This window comes from Undibacterium sp. Ji50W (assembly GCF_049340445.1).
Classification (GTDB): Bacteria; Pseudomonadota; Gammaproteobacteria; order Burkholderiales; family Burkholderiaceae_D; genus Undibacterium.
The window spans coordinates 77,608-101,510 of the sequence record NZ_JBMPOX010000016.1 but is presented as its reverse complement, the minus strand read 5'-3'; the positions used below and the strand labels follow the sequence as shown (position 1 = coordinate 101,510).

The window sequence follows — 23,903 nt, the reverse complement described above, 5'->3', positions numbered from 1 at the left end:
AGCTACCATGTTGCCGAATATCGATTACAGCGAAATGCCGCGTGCCCTACAACACATGCTGGAGCGCGACCAGCCCGACCACTCAGTCAACACCTCCGCACTGACACGCCGCAGCTTTCTCAAATTTGCCGGTATAGGCGGTCTGGCACTGGGTGCCTTTCCTAATCTTGCACTGGCCCAGGCCAATGCAACCTTGAAACCTACGCAACAGCCATCTGCCTTCGTACAAATCGCCACGAATGGCGAGGTCACGGTCATCATCAACCGGCTGGAATTTGGCCAGGGTGTGCAGACTGCATTGCCAATGATACTGGCCGAAGAGCTGGATGCCGACTGGAATCTGGTACGCAGCAGCCATGGCAACAGTGATGTAGCCTATCATGATCCTTTCTTCGGTATCCATATCACTGGCGGCTCCAATTCAGTCAAGAACAGTTTCATGCAATACCGTGAGCTGGGTGCCCGCGCTCGCGCCATGTTGCTGACTGCGGCGGCAGCACGCTGGAATGTGGATGTGGCCACCCTGCGCACCCAGGCCGGTACCGTGATTGCCGCAGATGGCCGCAAGCTGGGTTATGGCGAACTGGCCGAAGCTGCGATGGCCTTGCCTGTACCTGAAAAAGTCGCGCTGAAAAACCCCAAGGATTTTCGCCTCATCGGCCAGCCGACTACACGTCTGGATGCGCGCGCCAAAAGCAGTGGCAAACAGGATTACGGCATAGACATGCACTTGCCAGGTCAATTGACGGCAGTGGTGGCACGCCCGCCAGTATTTGGCGCACGCCTGAAAACGGTAGATGACAGTGCAGCGCACGCCATCAACGGTGTCAAGGCGGTATTTCGCCTGCCGCTGGACCGGGGTGCCGAAGGTGTGGCTGTAGTGGCTGACGGTTACTGGGCCGCCAAGCGGGGGCGCGATGCATTGAAGCTGGAATGGGATACTGCCAGCGTCGAGAAGGTAGACACGACACAACAACTGGCCGACTACCGCAAGCTGGCTGATCAAACCGGCCCACGTCGTTTTGATGCCGACATGGCAGCACTGGACACTGCGCCCAGACATCTGGAAGCGGAGATCATTTTCCCTTATCTCGCACATGCCGCGATGGAGCCGCTGAATTGCACGGTTGCGTTGAAGGATGGTGCGGCGGATATCTATACAGGTTCACAAAGCCCCGGACTGGATGCGGCCGCCGTGGCACGTACACTGGGTATCAAGCCTGAGCAGGTATCCATGCATGTGCAGATGGCCGGTGGTGGTTTTGGCCGCCGCTTTGCCAGCAGCAGCGACTTTGTGGTGGAAGCCTGCGAAATCGCCAGGGCAGCCCGCGCTGCAGGTTTGAATGCACCCGTGCGCACCGTCTGGAGTCGTGAAGACGATATGCGCGGCGGCTATTATCGCCCCATGCATTTGCACCGTGCCCGCATAGGTTTTGATGACAAGGGCAAGGTACTGGCCTGGGACCATGTGATCGTTGGGCAGTCGATCACTGCGGGTACGGTGTTTGAGCAATTCCAGGTCAAGAATGGTGTGGATGGCACGGCTACTGAGGGCATGCGCGATCCCTACCCTTTCCCCATGCGACTGACCGTGCATCACCCCAAACTGAATGTGCCGGTGTTGTGGTGGCGCAGTGTAGGTTCTACCCATACGGCCTTTGTCATGGAAACCCTGCTGGACGACATCGCCCGGGCTACCAAGCAAGACCCGGTAGCTTATCGCATGAGCCTGTTCGGGGACAAACACCCACGTCACCGCGCAGCATTGCAACTGGCAGTGGATAAAAGCGGTTATGGCAAGAAGCGCCTGCCAGCCGGACGTGCCTGGGGCGTGGCCGTGCATGAATCATTCTCGACCGTGGTGGCGTATGTGGTGGAAGCCAGCGTGCAGCAAGGTCGCCCTGTGCTCAAGAAGGTAACTGCTGGTGTCCATTGCAACCTGGCGGTGAATCCGCGCACGATAGAAGCACAGGTGCAGGGCGCGGCGGTGATGGGCTTGGGAATGTGTTTGCCAGGTGCTGCCGTCACCTTCAAGGATGGTGTGGTTGAGCAAAGTAATTTTGGTGACTACACAGTGGCGCGCATGACCGACATACCGGCGTTTGAAGTGCATGTGGTGCCCAGTGCCGAACCGCCTACCGGTATGGGTGAACCCGGCTTGCCGCCACTGGCACCAGCGTTTGCCAATGCTATCGCCAAACTGACTGGCAAGCCTGTGCGTCAATTGCCGTTCAATATCAGCTAGCACCAGGCCAGATGGAAGATCTCGATACCCTGGTCTTGCGGACTGCGCTGCACTGGCATGCACAGAGTTTGCCCGTCATCCTCGTTACGGTGGCACGCACCTGGGGTTCGTCGCCGCGGCCACCGGGTTCGCTGATGGCTATCAATGGGCGCGGTGAAACCGTGGGTTCGGTATCCGGTGGTTGCATAGAAGACGATCTCATCTATCGTATCAGGGAAGAAGGGGTGCAGGTGGTCTGCGCAGGCAACCTGCCTCTGGTCCTGCGCTATGGCATCTCTGCCGACCAGGCGCATCGCTTCGGCCTGCCCTGCGGTGGCACGGTGGAACTGGTGCTGGAGCCGGTGTCTGCACTTAGCCGTCTGGATGAATTGCTGCTGGCTTGCGAACAGCGGCGCAGTATAGAGCGAACACTGGATTTGCTGACTGGCCAGGTAGAACTGCGCACCGGCCAGCGCGATGGCTTGCCACAACTGGATGAACACAAACTGATCACTTACCTCGGCCCACAAGCACGCATCATCGTCATCGGTGCCAGTGACCTGTCGCGCTACTTATGCCAGTTTGCTTTGAGTCTGGGTTTTGAAGTCATCGTCTGCGACCCGCGAGAAGAATACCGCGCCAGCTGGCAGTTGCCTGGGGTAGTGGTCAGCGACGACATGCCGGACGATCTGATACTAAGGCTACAACCCGATACCCGCACCGCCGTCATCGCCCTGACGCACGACCCCAAGCTGGATGACCTGGCATTGATCGACGCTTTGCAATCGCCAGCTTTTTATGTCGGTGCCATAGGTTCACGTCGTAACAGTGAGCAAAGGCGTGAACGCTTGCGCACGCACTTTGATATCGCCGAACCCGCTTTGCAAGCCCTGCATGGGCCAGCCGGTTTGTATATCGCCAGCAAGACCCCGGTAGAAATTGCCCTGTCCATCATGGCCGAGATCGTGGCAGTGAAAAATGGTATCAGCCAGCCCCAGACCACAGCAGTGGTGGTGGGTAAGACCTTGTACGAAAGCCCTTCTTAGACTACTCCACAAGCAGAAATAATTTAATTTCTGCATCTGACTATCGCTGCCAGGCCAGCGCATTGGCAACAAGCACACTGTTGCAATTTGAATACGTCTTTTCACTGGCCAACTGCTTTGTCAAATAAATCCCCCGGCCTCCCTTGATATTAAGTCAATAATAAATTAATATCTTTTTAGTTATCATATTTTCAATCCAATTCCACAGTAAAACGTCCTTCAGATGTTTTTAGGATGTTTGCTTTTGCGTTCATCCATACCACATCAGAAGGACAAGGAAATGCGTTCTGCACAAATCAGGCGTCATCTTGGCGCCATGAACAAACCCTTACCCCAGACCGGGTCGCCCAAGGGTTTGATGGCCGGGGTAAAGATGCTCTCGGCCGAGGCGATCAGCCCTACTGCCACCAGCCATGCAACCTCATTCAATCTGGAATTTTCGCCGCGTGATTACGTGACTTACCTGTTATCCATCGATGCGGAAATAGAACATTGCCTGATGGTGCAATACCTGTATGGTGCGTATTCGCTGGGTGGGCCGCAGGTGCCGGAAGCGTACCGGGATATCGTGCGCGACTGGCAGGAAGTGATACTGGGTATCGCCAAGGAAGAGATGGGGCATTTAATCTCGGTACAAAACTCCCTGCGCCTGATTGGTTCCCCCCTGCATATGGAGCGCGAAGATTACCCCTGGGATGTGCCGTTTTATCCTTTCCCCTTTGCGCTGGAACCACTGACACTGGATTCGCTGGCCAAGTACGTATTTGCCGAATCCCCGGTGGATTGGGATGGCGGTGCGCTGGGCAAGGAAATACGCGCCCGTGTACATGCGCAGACAGATGACCCGCATCAGGTGTCGGAATTGTTCAACACGCTGATACCGCTGGTGCAAGACCCGGATTATTTGCCTGATACGGTATTCCAGGCGAATACCTATCCGGCCCAGGCTAACTGGGCCGAATGGGGGCGTGGCTATCAAGGTGGTAACCGGGGTAATAGTTCGGGCCAGCCCAGGCAGACACCGGATGTGCTGGTGGTGCCACAAACCTGCCGTGACGACATGGTGTCGGCCTTGCAGGCGATTGCCTATCAGGGCGAAGCCACTACGGGATCGACAAAATCGCATTTTGTGCGCTTCTTGCGCATCTATATAGAAATGCGTGAACTGTTGGGCCTGGAAACCCTGACCGATCTTGAATGGAGCGAAGCACGTCCGGCTGATTATACGACGGACGGCTGGCAGAAATTGCAGCCAGCAAGCAAGGCTGGCTTGCTGCGTTCTACATTTGTGCCATGGTCACCGTCACGCAAGGTGGCGATCAACCCTTATGTATCACTGGACCCCGATCTGGAACCTGAATTGGAGTCTCAAAATGGAGGCGCTCAAACTTCGCGGATTACCCATCCGGAATCGATACTCTGGGCGCAGTTACACAATGTGCGTTATCGCATGTTGCTGACCTACCTGATACACAGCTTTACCCTGTTTGGCGGACTGAATGCGGCAGGGGCGATTACCCCGCGCGGCGCCATCGTCAACGGCAGCTTTGGTGAGATGTATAACCTGCGTGCGATATCCGAGATTTTGATGCAGTCACCGCTGTCGGCCAAGGACGCCAGTGCCGGTTTTGCCGGGCCACCTTTCCAGATGCCCTATACGCTGAACAGCCCACTGGGTGAAGCCAATCGCTGGCGCGGCCATCTGGATTTGCTGGCGGCAGCCGACAGCCTGGTGAAAGCCTTATTGCATATTGCACCGCCATCTCGCCACATTTATCTGACATCGATGCGCGAAGCCGACCAGAACATGCGGGCGCTGGCCCTGCGTATTCTGTCTGGCAGCATTGATGCTGCACTGATCTAGGAGCCCACAATGTCCATACTGGAAATCCGAATTTTGCCGCCCCTGGCCATTGCCCGCCTGGGTGCAGCAGACGAACCACTGGAAGCATTTGACCTGGAGACAAACCCGGACAATCCACTTGATTATCGCCGCATCGTACCCCGCCCCAGCCTGGAAGTGAACCAGGCAACAGGCGAGATTGTGCGTGCCTACGTGCCAGAGCAAATCCGCTTCAAGGATGAAAACAAAAAAATCCGGCCGGTGGCCCCTTTCCTCGAAGTGTATGTGCGTACTACTGAACACCCTGCTGAATTGCAACCACTGACACCGGATTTGCTGCATAAGGAAGGCTTGAGCATGGCCAGCCTGCACTGGGACGTGGCTTTGGGTAACATCAAACTGTTTCGCCGCACCGGTAAGGCGGATGACCAGATTCACGCCAAACTTGCAGATATCAAGGATCATGCACGTCACCCCATGACAGGGCATTGCAAGAATTTTTTGCCTGGAAAAACCCTGCCGCTGGGACATGTGCAGTTTATCAAGCCGACCAAGCAATTCCCGGAAATACGGCTACGCTATACACCGGCCGCCGGTATCGTGTACGGTTCACGCAAACACAGGCTGGAACCAGACCAGAACAATGTACCCGTCCTGACACCCGACCCCATCATCGATAGCGATGAGCTGATACTGTACAACGAAAAGAAAGACTGGCTGAATTACTCAGAAAGCGTAGGCCCCGCGCTGACCAATCCTGCCGGCATTTATGCGGGATATGCAGATGCCGACGGCAACCAGGTCAGTTGGGGTTACCTGGATGATGAATGCGATGGTCACGTCCGGGTATTCCTTAAACTGCACGATGGCAAAGTGCTGCATGCACAAAGCTATATCGGGGCCGGACCACCGGCATTTGCACCCGATACCTTGCCGGTGCGCGTGATCTCTGACGAAATGGAACAATTGCTCTACGGGCCGGAAGTGAAGGAAGACGAGGTCTCACTCGATGATGCCACCGAGCTGGTACTGCGGGCGCTGGAAACTGTCCGGCTGATGAATACCGCGGTAATGAACGGCAACCCGGTGAATGGCCGACTGAATGTGGCCAGCACCATGGTGCGGCAAAACACGAATGACTTTGAACGCTATTACGAACCGATTGCGGCCAGTTCGCTGGTCGATAACCTGGCGTTGCGGGCTTTGCATGAACGGGTCTTCAGCGCCCTGTCTGCCGGTGGTGCACCCTGGTTTGCCCAGGTAATGCGCCAGCCGGAAGAAATAGGCGACCTGTCTGCTGCCACCTTGCGCAAGATGCCAGCCCTGATGCGCGGTGCCGATGGCCGCAGCCTGACCTTGACACGCCGCCATATCGATATGGTCATCAAGGCTGCCAAAAATGCGATGTTTGCAGCACCTACGCCAGCAGGAGGTCAATAATGTCTGACAAGAAAACCATCAGTGCCAGCAACCTGACGGCGCAAATCCACCATCGTGGCACTGGCAACCCGGCATCGGTCTTGCCGCGCAGCGCGATTTCCAATTGCTTCCCTGGGCTGGAGTTTGATTTCAGGAACTTGTGGCGGCGCGCTTTTGAAGGCATCACCCTGGTGGAAAACAATAACTATGTGGTGGATGCTGAACCGGCCCATGCCGATCTGAAATCCAGGCGCCTGCTGCGCTTTGCCGGGCTGGATGCCGGCACCATGGTGGTGACCACCGGACCGGTGTTTCCCGATGGTAGCTCAGGCACGCTGGCGTCAGTGGCGAATCCGAACGCAGTGTCTTTCATGGAATGGTCCAACTCGATCGCCCGCATCATCCACTTGCAGGGGAAAATGGTGGAATGTGAATTTACTCTTGATAAAGATGCCGACACCGAGGTCTTGTACAGCAAGGATACCCCTACCCTCAAGGTCAATTTGAAGCTGCGTCATTTCTTTGAAGCGAATACGGCCTCATTCAATCCGGCCCTGTTACACCCGGGAGAATTGACGCAGGGTTTGTGTGCACCATGGCAAAACGATTACCGCGAATGTGCATGTTATTACTGGGCTGCATCGCGACCCGATTATGTGAACGTAGAACCTGGTGTTGATGGCTTGTCGCGCGGCGATATGTGGTTTGCAAAAAAACGTACCGGCACCTATATCCCGGATAACCGCACTGACACGCGGCTGTATTCTTACGATGATTTATTCAAGTCCTGGCAAGAGGATTTGCAATTCATCATCCGGGGTAAAGATGCCGATGAGTCCTGATCTGGTCATTGAGCGTACCCCTGAACCTGAGCATGCGGCCAGGGCAGATGGCAAGCTGGCACCGGCCCTGGCCTTGCGCATCGTCGAAGCATCGCGCCCCTCGCACCGTGATGCACACCTGGTGGAAGATGCCCAGGGTGCGCAGTTATTGCTGGTGAATGGTAGCAGGCTGTTTCACTTGCCGGCAGAACTAGTGCCAGAATTTCGTGTTGCCGTGCATGCCGACGACCAGCAATTACTGGCAGCACTGATAGACAGCTATGGCTTGCACGCCGAACCGTTTATTGATGATGTGCCACTGTCTTCGCCACCAGTGCACGCCCTGTCGCTGGCGATTGCGCAGAAATGCAATCTGGGTTGTACGTATTGTTATGCGCAGCAGGGTGAGTTTGGCGGCAAGGCCAAAAGCATGGAGTTGCTGAAAGCCATGCAGGCGGTGGATTTATTGCTGGGTCAAGCCGCACCGGGTGCCAAGGTGAACCTGGCATTCATGGGTGGCGAGCCGCTATCGAATCGCCCGGTCTTGCGCAGCGTGACTGACTATGCAAGCGAGCAGGCAGCCAGGCTGGGGGTGCGCTGTCATTTTTCGATCACGACCAATGGCACGCTGTTGCAGGCTGACGATGCCGATTTTTTTGAAAAGCATGGCTTTGCCGTGACAGTCAGCCTGGATGGGCCGGCAGAACAACATAATCGCCTGCGCGCCTTTAAAGGCGGCAAGGGTTCTTTCGACCAGATTGTGGAGCGCATCGCCCCACTGCTGCAACGCCAGCGCCAGATGCAGGTGTCAGCACGGGTGACGGTGACGCCGTTCAACCTGAACCTGCCACAAACCCTGGATATGTTTATCAACATGGGTTTTCATAGTGTCGGCTTCTCACCGCTACTACGTGCATCGAATGGGCAGGCAGAAATGGGGCCGGAAGATATGGCCGACATGCTGCAAGGCATGATCGCCTGCGGCCTGGCATTTGAGCAGCATGTCATGCAGGGCCAACGCTACCCTTTCATGAACATGCAAAATGCCTTGCGTGAATTGCAGCGCGGCACACACAGGCCCTACCCATGCGGTGCCGGTGCCGGTTATTTTGGGGTGTCTGCTGATGGCGATCTGTCCGCCTGCCATCGCTTTGTCGGTGACGAACAAGGCAGCATGGGTCACCTGGATACGGGTGTTGACCGCAGCAGGCAAGCCATCTGGCTGAGCCAACGCCATGTGCATCAGCAGCAGCCCTGCAATACCTGCTGGGCACGTTACCTCTGCGGCGGTGGCTGCCATCATGAAGTGCTGGCACGCGGACGCCATGCCTGCGACTACATACGCGGATGGCTGCACTACACCATAGGGGCACATCAACGCCTGAGCCACCTGGCACCCGAATGGTTTACCGGCGCGCCAGACGACCGTCATACCTGATATGGACAACGCGGTCGATATCATCATCATTGGGGCCGGGCCCGCCGGGCTGACCGCAGCTTTGCGTTTGCAACAACTGGGCTACCGCGTGCAAATGCTGGAGCGTAGCGCAACCTGGCCGCGCCCACAGATAGGTGAAGCACTGACGCCCGGTGTTAAAAACATCATAGACATGCTGGACGCCAACGAAGCGCTGGCAGCGGTTCCTCATCTGGCTGGCCTTTCTACCCGACTGCGCTGGCGCAGCGCTACGCCAGAAATTGCAGGCCACGGCGATGCAGCAGTCATCAACCGTGCCGCCTTTGATGCCGCCCTGCTGCAACTGGCAAGGCAACGCGGCATCAGCGTATGCATGCCAGCGCGGATCGAAGACATCAGCGGCACGGCAGGTAACTGGCAATTACACATCAGCACGCCTGCGGGCAGGCAGCAAATCACCGCCCGCTTTATTCTTGATGCAGGTGGACGCAGCACTGGAGTACAGCAATATGCCTGCGCACCACGCCTGTCTGCGATGTGGGTGGAACTGGAAGCAGATCAGATCTCCAATAATATTGCCCATAATATTGCCAATGAGATGGCCAACCTGACCCAGGTCGAAGCACTGGAACATGGCTGGCTATGGGGCACACGCCTGCCCGACCTGCGCTACCGAGTCATGCTGGTCAATGATCCGCAAACGGCCCATCAAAAGATGCCGGGGCAGGCAGAAAACTGGTTACGATGGAATTGTGCAAACAGCCAGTTATTCAAGACGATAGCGCAAGTTCCGTATGCGAGTCGCTTGCAGGCATGCGTGGCAACGCCCTACCTGGCACTGGATAGCTGGCAAGATGGCAGGCTGAAACTGGGTGATGCCGCCTTTGCGCTGGACCCGATTTCATCGTCAGGTGTAGAAAAGGCCATGCGCTTTTCCTTGCAGGCGGTGGTTGCGATACATACGCTACTGGGTAGCACAGACAGTAATCGTCATGACCATCATGATCGTCATGAGTTGGCCCGCCACTTCTTTGAGCAAAGACTGACAGAAACCTGTGCCCGCCACCAATACTGGACGCAGTCATATTATGCGCAAGCTTGGTGTAGCGAGCATCCGTTCTGGCGAAGCCGGGCTGGTATTGCCGCTAACTGCGCCGATGGCGCTGCCGCCGGGGATGACCACCCCCTGGTCCGGGCCATGCACGAACAAAGTGCGCAACTACGCGACTACCAACCGGCAGAGCTAAAGCCCTTATCCACATTCAACCCCTGTCAGCCCCTGCGTATCCATCCTGCCGCCAGTCTGGCAGAAAGCTATTGCGTGGTGGATGACAGAGTACAAAAGCAACTGGCACTGAGCCACCCCAATCTTGAGCGCCCTATCTCTTTCCTGGAAAACCAGGCTTTATTTCCCCATCTGAATTTCTTGTGGCAACCACAGCCGCTGGCACAGGTATTGCAGAAACTGGAACACAGCATGGGCAGGCAAACCTCGCAAAAAATCACGGCGTGGTTGTGGCAGCGGGGAGTGTTGGAAAGCCTGGTTTAGGAAAAAATTAAAACTCATTTCAAAGCGATGTAATTCACTAACTGGAGAAGCGACATGCCTGGCAATCTAAGTACTTCTATCAATCCTACTTCTGCGAGTTCCGGTGCCCTCACCGTGCGTGCTTATAGTGGAGACCAATGTGTGATGTTGGCCTTTAACGTCGACGAACACAAGAAAACAGACCTGGCTGGTTTTTCCATACGACGGCGCTTTAAAGATGGCAGTTGGAGCCCGCTGCTCAACAGGCTGTCGTTCACATCGGATTACACCAGTGACACCACCGCCGAAGACAGAAAATGGCACTCGTCTGAAGATGCGCCTTTCCAGAAGTTCTGGTGGGTTGATTTCCCGGCAGGCGATGCCTTTGGCGAATATGAATATGAAGTGGCGGTCAAATCATTTTCAGCCGCGCATACCAGTGCCCTGACCACGGGCGACACGGTCAGTATCAAAGTCATGTGCCAACCGTTTAAACAAAAGAACTTTGAACTGGCGTTTACCAGGGGCTATTTATCATCGCAGGCTTACACCGACAAATTTGGTACGAAAGCTATCGGCCCAAATCCAAAGACGGTTGACTTCCCTACCGCCGACTATGTAGAACAATACCAATGGCTGGGGGCGCATGCGCGGGTAGCCATCATTGATTTCCTGAACGAATGCTACCTGAATAAAGACGCCACGCTGGATGCCATGGTGTATGACTTCAATGAACCGGATATAGTCCGTGCGCTGACGGTTCTTGGCAAGAAGGTACGCATCGTGATGGACAATTCTGCTACCCATGTCGGCGCTAAAGCACTGGAACCACAGGCTGAAGCACTGTTACAGAAATCTGCCGGAAAGGCAAACGTCAAGACCGGGAGTTTTTCAAGATACCAGCACAATAAAGTCTTCATCATGCGTGTCAAGGGTAAACCTGCACGCGTACTGACCGGCTCGACCAATTTTTCTGTGACGGGCCTGTATGTCAATGCCAATCATGTAGCCATCTTCGACGATGGCGATGTGGCACAGCTGTATGCGCAGTCCTTCGAAGCTGCGTTCAATGGTGGACTGAGCACGCCTGCATTTACAGCAGACAAGATATCCCAGAAAGAATATGCCATTAGCAAACTTGGCCTGCCTTCCAGCGTTTTCAGCTTCGCACCCCACAAGAAAAATACGTTTTCTCTGGACAGACTGCAAAACGAATTGAACACGGCAAATAGCTCCGTCCTGTTTGCCGTCATGGCACTGGTAGGCAAAAGTTCTGTGCTGGATACACTGAGGACGATTCACGATGACGGGAAAGTTTTCTCGTATGGTATTACCGACAATCCTGGCGGGGCAGATGGCGAGAAAAATTCAACAGACGAGACTAAGTCCGTTTCAGGCGTACAAGTCTATTCGCCCGGAAAAGCTGGGGTATTGGTCACGTCGGCAGCCTTGAATAAACTCGTGCCGCCCCCCTTCAGCAAAGAAATACAGGAAGGCCTGGCACATAAAATCCACCATAAATTCGTGGTGGTGGATTTCAATGACAGCAATCCGGTGGTCTTCTTTGGATCATCCAACCTGGCAGAAGGTGGCGAACAGGAAAACGGTGACAATTTGATTGCCATTTACGATCAGGAAATCGCTACTGTCTTTGCGATTGAGGCGGTACGACTGGTGGACCACTATGCGTTCAGGGCCGCAGTCAGCACCGCACAAAAAGCCACGCCACTCAGGCTTAAATTCAATGATGAAGACTGGTCAGAAAATTACTATACACCGGGACATATCAAATTCAAGGAGAGGATACTTTTCTCAAAGTCTTGAAAAAACCCGGGGCTTACTGAAGGCTCACTCCCCTGCCGGTTCACGCAACAGACATACGGTGAGCCGGGTTATGTTCTCACCCTCATGGCTGTCCATGGTGATGGTGCCGCCTTGTGCCTCTGTCAGCAGTTTTGCTGAATAGGTACCAAGGCCGCTGCCGCCAGTTTTACCCGCCGTTGCACCACGGTCAAAAAACCTGTCCAGCATGCTTGCAGGCACTGCACCGGTATTTTCTATGACGATACGCAGAGGTGATCCTTCACGCAGGCTCAGCCTGATACGGCCACCTTCGGGTGCAGCTTCGCAGGCATTCTTTAGCAGATTATGGAATATGGCATGACACAGAACCGGGTCGCCACTTGCGTTGGCGGTGAGGTGAATCTCATCGACAAACACCAGTTGCCGGACAGCGAAAGCAGACTGTACCAATTGCAGCACCTGTTGCAGCAATCGGCCTATATCCACAGCGACTGGCTCCAACTGATAGCGACCCGTTTCTATCTTGAACAGGTCTGAAGATAAGCTAATGGTATCCAGTGCCTGCACTGCCGCTGCTTCGATTTCACTTAAACGCCGCGCTTGCTGTGCACCCAACTGACCGTCGTCGGGAAAGTCTTGCAGCAAGCCGATAACACCAGCCAGCGGCCCGCGTATATCATGCCGCAGCATGCGGTCCACGTTTTCGCGCAGGCGGGCATTGGCCAGCATGGTGTCGTATTCTTGCTGACGCTGTTTGTGCATCTCTACATAACGGATGAAATTCCTGACCCTGACTTGCAGGATTTCCGGGTCTATTGGTTTGCTGACAAAATCCACCGCGCCCAGGTCAAAGCCCTTGCGTCGTGAATTGTCGTCGCTGAGTGCGGTGACAAAAATCACGGGTATCAATTCACTGTTTGGATGTTCGCGCATTTTCTGTGCGACTTCAAAACCATCCATTTCCGGCATCATCACATCCAGCAAGACCAGGTCTGGCGGATTGTCTGACTGGCAGATCGTCAATGCGCGTTTGCCATTATCGGCTATGCGTACCCTGTATTCATCGGCGAACAGCTCAGCTATCAGTCTCAGGTTGAGATGGGTATCGTCAACCACCAGAATGCTGGGTAACTGTGCCGGTTTGGGTGCTTCACTAGTCACTGGTTCGGGCGCAGTGGGTGAGCGACTGCGGCGCAATGCGCCGACGATCTTGTCTTCCATGCGCTGCGCGGTGTAAGGCTTGACCAGCAGGTCAGACACGCCGTTCCTGACCGCTTCGGCGACCCGATCGCGTTCCACTTCAGCAGTCACCATGATCAGGGGCAAATCTACCAGCTTGGGATCGACCCGCACGGCGCGCAATAACTCCAGCCCATCCATGACTGGCATATTCCAGTCGCTCAAGACCACATCTATCTTGCTTCTGCGCAGAATTTGCAAGGCTTCCAGCCCGTTTCCCGCTACCTGAATCTGCTCTGCCCCCAAAGCCCGCAATTGTCCTGCCGCCACCTGCCGCATGGCAGAAATGTCATCCACGATCAGGAAAGTGAGCTTGCTGAAATCCGGTGTATGCATAGTGGTTTCTCAATATGGCGCTGGATGCTTGCGAATGACGGCTCAGGGTTGTTCGGCGATCCATTCCAGCCGGTCTTGCTGGCCCTGGATATCGGCGTCACTGTCGGTATAGCGGGTGGCAATCGCCTGGAAATCTTTCTGTATTTGCAGGAAGGCATCCACCATGTCGGGATCAAAATGTTTGCCACGGCCTTCGCTGATGATTTCCACCGCCTTTTCGTGGGACATGGCAGCCTTGTAGACACGCCGGCTGATCAGTGCGTCATACACGTCGGCCAGGGCCATCAGGCGGGCTGAAACCGGGATGGCATCACCAGCCAGGCCTTGTGGGTAGCCACTACCGTCCCATTTTTCCTGATGCGAATAAGCGATCTCTTTGGCAAAATCCAGGAAGGCCACCTTGTAACCCAATCTGCGTTCTGCCTGCACGATGGCGTCACGCCCCAGCGCGGCATGGGTTTTCATGATTTCAAATTCAGCGACATCGAATTTGCCTGGCTTGAGCAAGATGCGGTCAGGAATGCCGACCTTGCCGATGTCATGCAAGGGTGCCGACTTGAATAATAATTCTATGGTGGAGCTTGTCAGGAAAGCAGAAAAACGCGGGTGGCCCTGCAGTTTTTCTGCCAGCACTTTGACATAAAACTGTGTGCGCAGGATATGGTTACCGGTTTCATTGTCACGTGTTTCTGCCAGTGATGCCATCATCAGGATGGTGGCATCCTGGATTGCCCTGGTTTCTTCCGTGCGACGGGCGACTTCCTGTTCCAGGAATTCATTCTGGTCGCGCAAGAAATCGGCAGACGCTTTTAAGGCAAGATGGGTTTTCACCCTGGCCAGGACGATGGATGGGCTGATGGGTTTGGTAATGTAATCGACGGCACCGATTTCAAAACCCTGGCGCTCATCATCCTGTTCTGCTTTGGCGGTCAGGAAAATCACCGGGATATCGCGGGTTTGTGGGTCGGCCTTGAGCTGGCGGCAAACTTCGTAGCCATCCATGTCTGGCATCATGATATCGAGCAATATCAAATCTGGCGGTGCGTCAGAGCGTGCCACCTTGAGCGCCCGTGCGCCACCGGGGGCCACCTTGACCACATAATCGTCCTGCAGCAAGTCGTTCATGACAGACAGGTTTTGCGGCGTGTCATCCACCACCAGTATGGTGGGTTTGGGTAAACCAGCTTCCAGATGGATCATTTCAATACTCCCCATGTTTGAGAATGGTGGCAAATTCAACAGGTTTGCTGCAGGCTTGCTGTCACTTATTCAGCCTTGCTGGTCTGCACATTGACGATCTGCGCGCGGGCCTGATTCAACACCAGCAATGCCTGCTCATAATCAAACTGTCGTATCAGTTCAGCGATTTGTTTGAAATGGCTGGGCAAGGCAGCTTCCAGCATGGCCTCATGCTGCTCAAGTAGCCGTTCTGCTTTGGCATTGTCATCTGCCAGCAGACCGGCCAGCTCATCACTGACCAGCTTGAACCTGGTCATGTCTGCCACCGTGGCAACTTTTTGTTCTTCTGGTGGCAATTTATCCAGGATCGCTGCCACCTGGCGCGCCAGTGTTTCGGCTGTCGCCGCCAGTAAAGTTTCTGTCGGCTGCGCCGAGCGCAGTGCCAGCTCCAGTTCGCCACTGATTTCCTGCAACCGGGTAGCGCCGATATTGCCTGCAAGACCCTTGAGGGTATGGGCCAGACGTTCTGCTGTTGTGCTATCGCCCTGCTGCAAGGAGGTTTGGATTTGTAGTGTGACGACAGCCTGGCTGCTGACAAAGCCGCGCAACATGGTCAGATAGCGCGCATGTTTGCCCAGCACCCGGCGCAGGCCGGCTGCCACATCCAGCCCGTCTATATGATCCGGGAAGCCTGCTGGCACATCCGCCGCATGTGTTGCAGTGGTGGTGTGAGGTGCTGCCTGAAGTCCGGCTGTATCGACCGCCGAACTTGCAGCCGAACCTGCAACTGAACGTGGCTTAATCCAGCGCAACAGCACGCGCCATAAATCGTCCGGCTCTATCGGTTTGCTGAGGAAGTCATTCATGCCCGCACCGAGACAGCGTTCTTTGTCGGCCAGCATGGCATTCGCGGTCATGGCGACGATGGGCAAACCAGCCAGGGCCGGCAGTGCACGCAGGCGCGTGGTCGCTTCGACGCCATCCATCTCTGGCATTTGCATATCCATCAAGATCAGGTCGTACGCATGCTGCTGCGCCATGTTCAACGCAATACTGCCATTGTCGGCGACTTCAACGACAAAACCTGCATCCGCCAGCAACTCGCAGGCAACCTGCTGGTTCAGTTCATTGTCTTCGGCCAGCAAGATGCGGGCACCACGAAGCGCGCTGAGTGCTTCCATACCATGGGCATTGCTGTCGTCCGCCTTTTCGCGCTCTTCGGCATAGACACCGCCGAGCAGGCGTATCAAGGTATCGAACAGGATGGAAGAATTGACCGGTTTGATGAGCACATGCTCTATGCCTGCGTCCTGGGCCTGTTTCAAGACTTCATCGCGGCCATACGCTGTCACCATCGCCAGCTTGGGTTCATCCCGCAATTGCAGGGCGCGGATACCGCGAGCGGTACCGATGCCATCCAGGCCGGGCATCTGCCAGTCCAGCATCACCACGTCATACGGCTGCCCTTGTCTTGCGGCGTCCTGTACCATGCGCAAGGCTTGTTCGCCGGATTCTGCGGCACCGGTAAGGAAGGTCATAGAGTCGAGTAATTCCGTCAACACGGTGCGGGCACTGTCATTGTCGTCTACCACCAGGATGCGCTTGCCGCGCAAATCGGGTTCGGGCAACAGGCTGCGTTCGATCACATTGCCCTTGCCCAGTCTGGCAGTGAACCAGAAGGTGGAACCCTTGCCGTGTTCACTTTCGACCCCGACCTCTCCGCCCATCAATTGCGCCAGTTGTTTGGAAATCGCCAGGCCCAGGCCGGTACCACCATATTTGCGGGTGGTGGATGCATCGGCTTGCTGGAAGCTCTGGAATAATTGCGCTATCTGCTGTTCTGTCAAACCTATGCCGGTATCTTTGACGGCGAAATACAGCAGCACACTGTCATCATCCTGTTCATGCAGACGGATGATGATGTCGATTTCACCGTGTTCGGTGAACTTGACTGCATTATTGGCATAGTTGATCAATATCTGCCCCAGCCTGAGGCTATCGCCTATCAGGTTGACGGGAACGTCCTTGCTGATATCGAACACCAGTTCCAAGCCCTTGGCAGCGGCCTTTTCGACGATCAGGTTAGCCACATTGTCGAGCAATTGCTCCAGGTTGAAATCGGTTTTCTCGACACTCAGCTTGCCGGCTTCTATCTTGGAAAAATCCAGCACATCATTGATAATGCCCAGCAAATGTTTGCCTGATAACTGTATTTTTTCCAGATAGTCACGCTGGCGCGGTGTCAGTTCAGTCTTCAGGGCGAGATGGCTCATGCCTATGATGGCATTCATAGGCGTGCGTATTTCGTGGCTCATATTGGCGAGGAAATCGGATTTCATGCGCGTGGCATCTTCTGCGATTTCCTTGGATTTTTGCGCCGCGGCCTGTGCCCGTTTTCGCTCTGTAATATCGATCAGGGTAAACTGGAATAACTGTCGCCCCTGGTGCACAAACACCATCAGGTGCACCTGCGCATCCCACTGTTCCCCGTTTGCACGCTGATGTCGCCATTCAAACACGGCCCTGCGCTGCACCAGGGCTTGCTCTATGTATTCAGCGGCCACCACCGTGGAAGGACGTCCGTCATACTGGGTTGGTGCCGACACATCGATGGTATTCATCTGCAACAATTTTTCCCGGCTTTGATGTCCGTACATCTCGACTGCGGCCTGGTTGCAGTCAACAAATTTCTTGAGTATGGGATCAAAGATCACCATGGGTACATAAGAATCCCGGAACAAGAGCTTGTTGTAGGCTTCGCTGTCCCTGATGGCATCTTCCGCATGTTTGCGTTCGGTCACATCCTGGCTATAACCGTTCCAGATCAGGGTGCCATCGGCATCAAGCGTGTCGGCATACGCAGTGGTCAACACCCAGCGCAAGCCGTTTGGCCCACGCACCCGTACCAGCAATTCGCCCGTCGCTTTGGCCACGCCATCCCTGGCTTTTTGTGTGCTTTCACTCAAGGCTTTTGAGGCGGCCTCGATATCTTCTGGCAAGATATTGCGCCAACGCGCATCTGCATCCTGCATCAATTCTTCCGCGCTTACGCCCAGCACCTGCTGCGCCGGGCTACTGATGAAGTTGTAGCGGCGCGTGCCGTCGGCACTGACTTGCATCTGGAACATGGCCAGCGGCAAGGCATCGGACATCGCAACCAGCTGGCGCTTGGTTGCTTCGGCCTGGGCACGGGCGCTTTCCAATGCCGTTTCGGCCAGTTTGCGCTGCGTCATGTCAATCGCAATCACGATGGTCGATGTGTATTTTCCCGTCTCGTCCCGCACAGCAGACAGGCTGACATCTGCCCAGCGATAACTGCCATCGCGATGTATATAACGCGCTTCCAGTCTTTGTGTATTGGCTCCTTCCTGCAGTTTGCTGGCAGCATTAAAAATCAGGGCCCGGTCTTCGTCCGCTACGAGATGGCCTGGTGCTACGTTGGGCAATGCATTCAATTCGTAGCCGAGAAAATCTGCAAATGCCTGGTTGGTATCGCGCTGGCCATCTTCTGTCATGTTCAGGATGCCGACCGGAGCATAATCAAAAATCGCGCGGAAAAACTGCTCACGCCGTGACAATTCGGTCCGGCTTATTTCCAGCTCTTCGGTGCGCTGGGCAACCTTGGCTTCCAGGTTGGTATTGGCGTCGGCCAGGCGGCGGGTGGCATCGCGCAGCATTTTCCGCATGGCTTCCTGCGCTTCACCCAATTGCCAGATTTCTTGCCAGCGTCCATCGGATTGCACGGCTTGTTCCAGGTCCAGTTGGCCTATGCGCCTGCTGTCTGAAGTCAGGCGTTCCAGCGGGCCGACAAATTGGCGCGCTATCCATGCCGCCATCAATGCGCCAGCCAGCATGACTGCCAGCGCCAGTTCTATCAACACCTGGAAATCAGAGCGGCTACCGGGAACAAAATCTTCTTCTGGTGCGACCACACCCAGCCAGACTTCATTCTGTCCTATGGAAAATGGCCGGAACAAACTGTACCAGGCTTGCCCATCGACGTCGTAACGCAATAATTCATCAGGCTTGTTGCTGATATCGTGCCAGCGTTGCAAGCCCTTGGCCAGCGGTGCTACCCCCAGATCAGCAACCGGATGCAAAATACTCGCCTTCAGGCTATCGTCATCCTTGAAGCGCGCATCTTTCGGCAAACCCATGATGCGGCCATCCGGATTCAAGATCACGCCTATGCCACTGCTGCCTGCCACTACCTTGGTGGTGAAACGCGACAGGCTGAGTAATTTGACGTCATGGCTGATGACATAACGGGTGCCATTGGCGGCAGTCCAGCGCATGGATGCGGTAATGCCCGGCTCCTTGGTGGTGAAGAAAATATACGGTGCTGTCCAGGCAATCTGGTCATCGCTATTCAACGCCATGGCAGCTTTGAACCAGGGTCGCTGGCGCGCATCATAATCGCGTTCGCGCATTTCAATCTTGGTCAGGTGATGCTGTTTATCCCAGCTCAGCCAGTATGTTTTTTTGCCAAAATGTCCGGGATCGCTGATGCGATTCACCCAGGTACCATCTTCATTCAGCAACAAGAGAATTTCACGTCCGGATTCGGTAGCGATCAATGCCGAACTGATCTCGGCATGATTGGCTATCACGGAAAATAAATAATTATTAAAAGTCGGTAAATCATCGACATTCAGCAAGCCTTGCTCACCCCAGTCCTGGCTGGTGCGCAAGGTGGTTTCGACCGTACCAAACAATTGCTTGACCCTGGCACTGAGTTCGCTGCTGGCTTGCGCCATCTGGGATTTCGCCAGCGCGGTCACGGCAGGCGTGATAATGAATTTGATGGCGCTGAAAGCAAAAATGATGAGCAAAAAGACTATCAATATGGATACGCGCGTGATCAGGGCACGGCGTATGGTGATTCGGCGACTTTTCATAATAAAATCTGGAATCTATTGATAAAAAAACACCGTATCACATAGATTTAGGTCACGCAACAGCTTTTCTGAAGTAGTTCTGATAATTTCATAAAAGCAACAAATTATGTAAAAACCATGCTTATATATTCATGAAATATAGATGCGGCCAGGCACATTTCCCTGGATCGCGAGCCTATTTTGATGGCAAACCAACATTAATTTCATGTTTTTATTAACGAACTGCAAGCAAATGCGTCGAAATTGGTGCAAGGGAGTATAATCCGGATATAACTCAATTTCGCGCATCTGAACAAGCCGGGTTTTCGTATTTGCTATCCCGACAGCACGCTGCGAAAAATGATTCGTCGCCCTTTGCACTGCTTATCTGCCTTTGTATCTACGCACTGTGATGACCTGATGGCCACAGCCATGGGTACACAGCCTACTTCATACTCGATGCACCGGTTTTCTGGCCTGACAGGCTGATGGCCCAATTGCCCGATTACCAGCGAGTTCACCGTATTCCCTTGCAGATGATCGCGATCATCTGTTCATTTGAGACGCCGTCTGTGTGCTGTTGTCTCACCTACTATAAAGATGAAAAACCCATGGCAAAAGAAGAACTGTTGGAAATGAGTGGTCAAGTTGAAGAAGTGCTGCCCGATTCACGTTTTCGTGTGAATCTGGAAAACGGTCACAAGCTGATCGCTTACACGTCCGGCAAAATGCGTCAGCATCACATACGCATACTCGCCGGTGACAAGGTGACGCTGGAATTATCACCCTATGATTTGAGCAAGGGCAGAATTACTTTCCGCCATATTGAAACACGCGGACCATCCGGTGGTGGTCAGCAGCGTCGTCGTTACTGATAGATCAGTAAATAAGCAAGTAAATAAATAAGAAGAAGATATGGGGCATTGGCCCCATATTTTTTATGCCTTTCTATTCAGGAAAGCGCACCAGTTTTTTTCCATCCCTGGGTATCTGATACTGCGCCACGTTCATCTGCATCGCCAGCAAGGTGTAATAGGCATTGATGCCTGTCAGGTCGACTATGCCCTTGTTACCAAAACGTTTTTCTGCCCGTGCATAAGTGCGATCTGATACACGTTTGTTCTTGTGCAGTTCGGTAGAAAAGTCATAGACAATTTCTTCATCCTCAGTCATGCCCACCGGACGCCTGCCGTCGGCGATGGCAGCTGTCACTTCGGGTTTGATGCCAGCCTTCAAGGCGATGGGATGATGCACATACCATTCATAATCTTGTGACCATTCACGTGCGGTGATCAGTATCACCAGTTCGCTAAGGGTAGTACCGAGCGCGGACTGATAACGCAGATAATCACCCATGGCACGTGCCTGCGTCATGACTTGCGGGCTATACATCAGCGGTTCAAAGGGACCAAACACCGGCACTTTGCGCGTAGCCAGGAATTCTTCGGCAGCTTTTTTCTGTTCCTCCGTATATTGCGATGGCGGGATGGTAGGCAGGCGTTCGGCAGCCTGGGCCAAAGTATTGATAGTCATGGCGAGAATAAAGGGAATGAAGATAGGTATCAGTGTAATGCGTTTCATGCTGGCTCCTGACGATGTTGACTACGGTAAAATTTCAATTCTCCCGCTGGCGTTGCACCCACTGCACAACACCTTCCAGACTGCGGAAATCTGCCACTGAACGGCAGGCGATCTGCGGATGTCGTACCTGCAGCATTTTTGATAAAGCTGAACCTGGCCCCAGTTCCAGCGCAAAACGGATACCGTTTTCTGCCAGTGCATCCATGCAGGCATGCCACTGTATGGTCTGTGTCATCTGGGCCAGCAAACTGCTGCGTATCGCTGCCATTGTCGTGACCGGCTCCCCGGTAATGCCGGCCAGCACGGCGACATCCGTGTCGCGCATCGCGGCATTTTTTAACGTATTTTCCAGCACTTGCGCAAAGCCAGGTACAGCCGCCTGCATCAATGGCGTATGCGAGGCGACGTGTACCGCAATTTCAGTATAGGTAATATCGTGTCCGGGCAGAGTCGCTATGTGTGGCATGGCAGCAATGAGTTGCGTTTCCAGGCCGGCGACAATCGCCTTGTTGTCTGCCGTGATGATCGCGACATACAAATCATGGCTGGCAGCGAAATGCCGGATATCCGCCACAGCGACACCCGAGATGGCCAGCATGCGTTGTGGTTGCAGTACGCAAGCCTGCATCAGGGCAGCACGTGCCGTGGCCAGTTCCAGTGCCGCATGTACGTCGAGACTACCACTGACAGCATGGGCCGCCACTTCACCCACGCTATAACCGGCAACCATATCCGGTACAGGCAGGTGTTCTTTAAGCGCCAGCCAATGGGCCAGGGTGGCGGCAACCAACAGGGGCTGGGCATAGCGGTTTTCAAACAGAAGCTCTGTCGATGACAGCACATCTGCCAGCGTATGCTGATTAATGGTTTGCTTCAACACGTCCTGGATAAAACTGGCTGCACCGGCATGTTGCCTGGCCAGATTAAACATCTGCGCTGACTGTGCACCCTGTCCCGGACAAAGCAAAGCGAATTTATTCATGAGCAATGCGGATAGAAAATGCCTCGGCACAATGATGCACAAAGCAGCTTGCGGCCAGCAGGTCTGCGGCACCACCAGGTGACAGCCTGCGTGCGATGAACTGCTGATGACAGCGTTCAGCCATGCCCAGCCACTGCGGATGGTCGGTGCCCCCCTGATCCAGAAACTGCTGCGCAATATCCCTGGCATAGGCGATACCCTCGGCACCACCACGATGATACAGATTGGTGTCGCTGATATGTGCCATCAAGGTAAAGAAACTGTCCACTTGCGCCTGATACAGGCTGCGCCCCTGGTGCAGACTTTGTTGCAATCGTGGCAGTGCCAGTTCGAAGATGGAGGGGAAACCCAGCGCCGCTTCTTCCCTGGCGCCACTGGCTGCATAGTGCTGTGCGGCCTGCTGCCCATGACTGCAGGTCTCGCTCACGGGTGGCACACTATGCATGCTCAGCGCCTGTCCCCATTGCGAGACAATGGCTTGCCGTAGCACGGTAGCCGTCACAGCCTGGCCACGGCCCAGGCAATAACCGGCAGCAGCGCTCAGCATACCCAGTGCAAAGATGGCACCGCGATGGGTATTGATGCCCCCGGTCGCCTGCAGCATGCGTTGTTCTGCGACGATACCCAACAACTTCAATGTCTGGAAGTCGGCTCCCTGTGCGCCGGCGATGGTAATGCGCCTGAAATAATGGCGTAGCGAAAACAGGCTGCGCATGAAGCATGCAGCATCCATGTCATGATGGCTGCCATTATCACGCAGGGACACCAGGCCAGGTTTGGGATACAGCACCAGTTCGGCATACAGGCTGCGTACTGCCTGTCTGGCGATCTGCTGGGCATAGGGATATTGCCGATCAGATTCTCCAGCTTCTTGCCGCAATGGCAAACCAGAATCAGCAAAGGCCTTTAGCTGCGTCAGCATGGCAACTCAGCTGCAGGCAAATGCGCAAGCAAACTCTGCCGTGTGCGCAAGCTGGCGCCGTGCATGTCTTTGACGATGACACGTTGCTGGTTGAATTCTGGTTCTGTATCAGCGGGCAGTACCCATTCCCTCCAGGCGACCGCAGCTTCACCGGGGAATACGATTTCACCATCCAGTGGCAAGCTTTGCTGAAATTCTTGCAGCAGCGCCAGGCCGGCACGCAATTGCGCTTGATGAAAAGGACGAAACAGGATGTCGATATCAGATGTTGCACTCAGATAGTTTTGTCCGGTTAAAAACTGCATCGCCAAAGAGCCATACACACGCAGCTTGATACCTGCCAGCAGTGCCTGTTGATGCAGGTTCTGCAAACCAGCCTGCCAGTTGGCGGGAGCAACCACAAGCACGGTATGCAAGGACAGGGCCGACTGATGGACGGCAATGTGTTCCGCCTTGACGATGGCGGCAAACCTTGGCTTGTTACCGTCTACAGGTGGCAGCGGGAAACCTATGCAGACTTCATCTTCTGCTGCCTGCGGATGGCGGCGCGTAACGACGGCGGGCCATTCCTGCTGTTGCCATTGTTTGAGCATGTCTGGTGCTGCTGCCGTCTGCAACACCACAGCCCAGGCTTCATCGGAAAGCCAGACCAGATCATGCCTTTGGAATTGCACAATGCCATCCAT

The 23,903-nt window shown here is 54.7% G+C and carries 16 protein-coding genes; 9 read left to right on the top strand and 7 right to left on the bottom strand.

Annotated elements, in window-relative coordinates:
• Nucleotides 1-7: 7 nt before the first annotated feature.
• The 8 genes from ACO0K9_RS20025 (at nt 8) to ACO0K9_RS19990 (ending at nt 12,122) form a co-directional block, all read left to right on the top strand.
• On the top strand, nt 8-2,245 hold the full coding sequence (locus ACO0K9_RS20025; RefSeq protein ID WP_422987851.1) for a molybdopterin cofactor-binding domain-containing protein: 2,238 nt from the start codon (nt 8-10) through the stop codon (nt 2,243-2,245).
• 11 nt (nt 2,246-2,256) lie between these two features.
• Complete coding sequence (locus ACO0K9_RS20020) at nt 2,257-3,270, top strand: XdhC family protein (RefSeq protein WP_422987850.1); 1,014 nt, start codon at nt 2,257-2,259, stop codon at nt 3,268-3,270.
• Nucleotides 3,271-3,550: 280 nt separating this feature from the next.
• The gene (locus tag ACO0K9_RS20015; RefSeq protein ID WP_422987849.1) at nt 3,551-5,134 is read left to right on the top strand and encodes a ferritin-like domain-containing protein; all 1,584 of its coding nucleotides are present in this window, start codon (nt 3,551-3,553) and stop codon (nt 5,132-5,134) included.
• Nucleotides 5,135-5,143: 9 nt separating this feature from the next.
• Nucleotides 5,144-6,553: a hypothetical protein gene (locus tag ACO0K9_RS20010; RefSeq protein WP_422987848.1), complete on the top strand. Its 1,410-nt coding sequence runs from the start codon at nt 5,144-5,146 to the stop codon at nt 6,551-6,553.
• Nucleotides 6,553-7,374, top strand: a complete 822-nt coding sequence (locus ACO0K9_RS20005) for a hypothetical protein (RefSeq protein ID WP_422987847.1) — start codon at nt 6,553-6,555, stop codon at nt 7,372-7,374. The genes ACO0K9_RS20010 and ACO0K9_RS20005 overlap by 1 nt, the downstream gene beginning before the upstream one ends.
• Nucleotides 7,358-8,791, top strand: a complete 1,434-nt coding sequence (locus ACO0K9_RS20000) for a radical SAM protein (protein WP_422987846.1) — start codon at nt 7,358-7,360, stop codon at nt 8,789-8,791. Before ACO0K9_RS20005 ends, ACO0K9_RS20000 begins: the two co-directional genes overlap by 17 nt.
• A 1-nt stretch (nt 8,792) precedes the next feature.
• The gene (gene qhpG / locus ACO0K9_RS19995) at nt 8,793-10,319 is read left to right on the top strand and encodes a flavin-dependent monooxygenase QhpG (protein WP_422987845.1); all 1,527 of its coding nucleotides are present in this window, start codon (nt 8,793-8,795) and stop codon (nt 10,317-10,319) included.
• A gap of 54 nt (nt 10,320-10,373) precedes the next feature.
• Nucleotides 10,374-12,122 carry a phospholipase D-like domain-containing protein gene (locus ACO0K9_RS19990; RefSeq protein ID WP_422987844.1) on the top strand — a complete coding sequence of 583 codons (1,749 nt, stop codon included), beginning with the start codon at nt 10,374-10,376 and terminating at the stop codon, nt 12,120-12,122.
• 24 nt (nt 12,123-12,146) lie between these two features.
• On the opposite strand, the gene ACO0K9_RS19985 is transcribed toward ACO0K9_RS19990, so the two are convergent.
• The 3 genes from ACO0K9_RS19985 to ACO0K9_RS19975 all read right to left on the bottom strand — a co-directional run bounded on the left by ACO0K9_RS19985 (nt 12,147) and on the right by ACO0K9_RS19975 (nt 19,753).
• A complete protein-coding gene (locus ACO0K9_RS19985) occupies nt 12,147-13,676 on the bottom strand; it encodes a response regulator (RefSeq protein ID WP_422987843.1) in 1,530 nt (509 codons plus the stop codon).
• Nucleotides 13,677-13,718: 42 nt separating this feature from the next.
• Complete coding sequence (locus tag ACO0K9_RS19980) at nt 13,719-14,876, bottom strand: response regulator (RefSeq protein WP_422987842.1); 1,158 nt, start codon at nt 14,874-14,876, stop codon at nt 13,719-13,721.
• 65 nt (nt 14,877-14,941) lie between these two features.
• Entirely contained in the window at nt 14,942-19,753 is a 4,812-nt protein-coding gene (locus tag ACO0K9_RS19975) for a response regulator (protein ID WP_422987841.1), read from the bottom strand.
• Between the two features lie 590 nt (nt 19,754-20,343).
• Between ACO0K9_RS19975 and infA the strand changes: the two genes are divergently transcribed.
• Nucleotides 20,344-20,607, top strand: coding sequence for a translation initiation factor IF-1 (gene infA / locus ACO0K9_RS19970; protein WP_110258049.1), 264 nt, complete (start codon nt 20,344-20,346; stop codon nt 20,605-20,607).
• Between the two features lie 73 nt (nt 20,608-20,680).
• On the opposite strand, the gene ACO0K9_RS19965 is transcribed toward infA, so the two are convergent.
• Genes ACO0K9_RS19965 through mdcG form a run of 4 tightly spaced genes read right to left on the bottom strand, consistent with a single transcriptional unit; the run spans nt 20,681 to nt 23,903 of the window.
• The gene (locus tag ACO0K9_RS19965; protein ID WP_422987840.1) at nt 20,681-21,313 is read right to left on the bottom strand and encodes a carboxymuconolactone decarboxylase family protein; all 633 of its coding nucleotides are present in this window, start codon (nt 21,311-21,313) and stop codon (nt 20,681-20,683) included.
• A gap of 34 nt (nt 21,314-21,347) precedes the next feature.
• Nucleotides 21,348-22,295: an ACP S-malonyltransferase gene (locus tag ACO0K9_RS19960; protein ID WP_422987839.1), complete on the bottom strand. Its 948-nt coding sequence runs from the start codon at nt 22,293-22,295 to the stop codon at nt 21,348-21,350.
• Nucleotides 22,288-23,217 (bottom strand): triphosphoribosyl-dephospho-CoA synthase MdcB, encoded by a 930-nt coding sequence (gene mdcB, locus ACO0K9_RS19955; protein ID WP_422987838.1) that lies wholly within the window; start codon nt 23,215-23,217, stop codon nt 22,288-22,290. The genes ACO0K9_RS19960 and mdcB overlap by 8 nt, the downstream gene beginning before the upstream one ends.
• Entirely contained in the window at nt 23,211-23,903 is a 693-nt protein-coding gene (gene mdcG, locus ACO0K9_RS19950; RefSeq protein WP_422987837.1) for a malonate decarboxylase holo-[acyl-carrier-protein] synthase, read from the bottom strand. Before mdcG ends, mdcB begins: the two co-directional genes overlap by 7 nt.

Excerpts from the sequence above, each read along its gene's own strand:
- ACO0K9_RS20010 (WP_422987848.1), top strand. The coding sequence starts at position 5,144 with ATGTCCATACTGGAAATCCGAATTTTGCCGCCCCTGGCCATTGCCCGC.
- ACO0K9_RS19985 (WP_422987843.1), bottom strand. The coding sequence starts at position 13,676 with ATGCATACACCGGATTTCAGCAAGCTCACTTTCCTGATCGTGGATGAC.
- ACO0K9_RS19990 (WP_422987844.1), top strand. The coding sequence starts at position 10,374 with ATGCCTGGCAATCTAAGTACTTCTATCAATCCTACTTCTGCGAGTTCC.
- infA (WP_110258049.1), top strand. The coding sequence starts at position 20,344 with ATGGCAAAAGAAGAACTGTTGGAAATGAGTGGTCAAGTTGAAGAAGTG.
- mdcB (WP_422987838.1), bottom strand. The coding sequence starts at position 23,217 with ATGCTGACGCAGCTAAAGGCCTTTGCTGATTCTGGTTTGCCATTGCGG.
- mdcG (WP_422987837.1), bottom strand. The coding sequence starts at position 23,903 with ATGGATGGCATTGTGCAATTCCAAAGGCATGATCTGGTCTGGCTTTCC.
- ACO0K9_RS20005 (WP_422987847.1), top strand. The coding sequence starts at position 6,553 with ATGTCTGACAAGAAAACCATCAGTGCCAGCAACCTGACGGCGCAAATC.
- qhpG (WP_422987845.1), top strand. The coding sequence starts at position 8,793 with ATGGACAACGCGGTCGATATCATCATCATTGGGGCCGGGCCCGCCGGG.
- ACO0K9_RS20015 (WP_422987849.1), top strand. The coding sequence starts at position 3,551 with ATGCGTTCTGCACAAATCAGGCGTCATCTTGGCGCCATGAACAAACCC.
- ACO0K9_RS19975 (WP_422987841.1), bottom strand. The coding sequence starts at position 19,753 with ATGAAAAGTCGCCGAATCACCATACGCCGTGCCCTGATCACGCGCGTA.
- ACO0K9_RS20025 (WP_422987851.1), top strand. The coding sequence starts at position 8 with ATGTTGCCGAATATCGATTACAGCGAAATGCCGCGTGCCCTACAACAC.
- ACO0K9_RS20020 (WP_422987850.1), top strand. The coding sequence starts at position 2,257 with ATGGAAGATCTCGATACCCTGGTCTTGCGGACTGCGCTGCACTGGCAT.
- ACO0K9_RS20000 (WP_422987846.1), top strand. The coding sequence starts at position 7,358 with ATGCCGATGAGTCCTGATCTGGTCATTGAGCGTACCCCTGAACCTGAG.
- ACO0K9_RS19960 (WP_422987839.1), bottom strand. The coding sequence starts at position 22,295 with ATGAATAAATTCGCTTTGCTTTGTCCGGGACAGGGTGCACAGTCAGCG.
- ACO0K9_RS19980 (WP_422987842.1), bottom strand. The coding sequence starts at position 14,876 with ATGATCCATCTGGAAGCTGGTTTACCCAAACCCACCATACTGGTGGTG.
- ACO0K9_RS19965 (WP_422987840.1), bottom strand. The coding sequence starts at position 21,313 with ATGAAACGCATTACACTGATACCTATCTTCATTCCCTTTATTCTCGCC.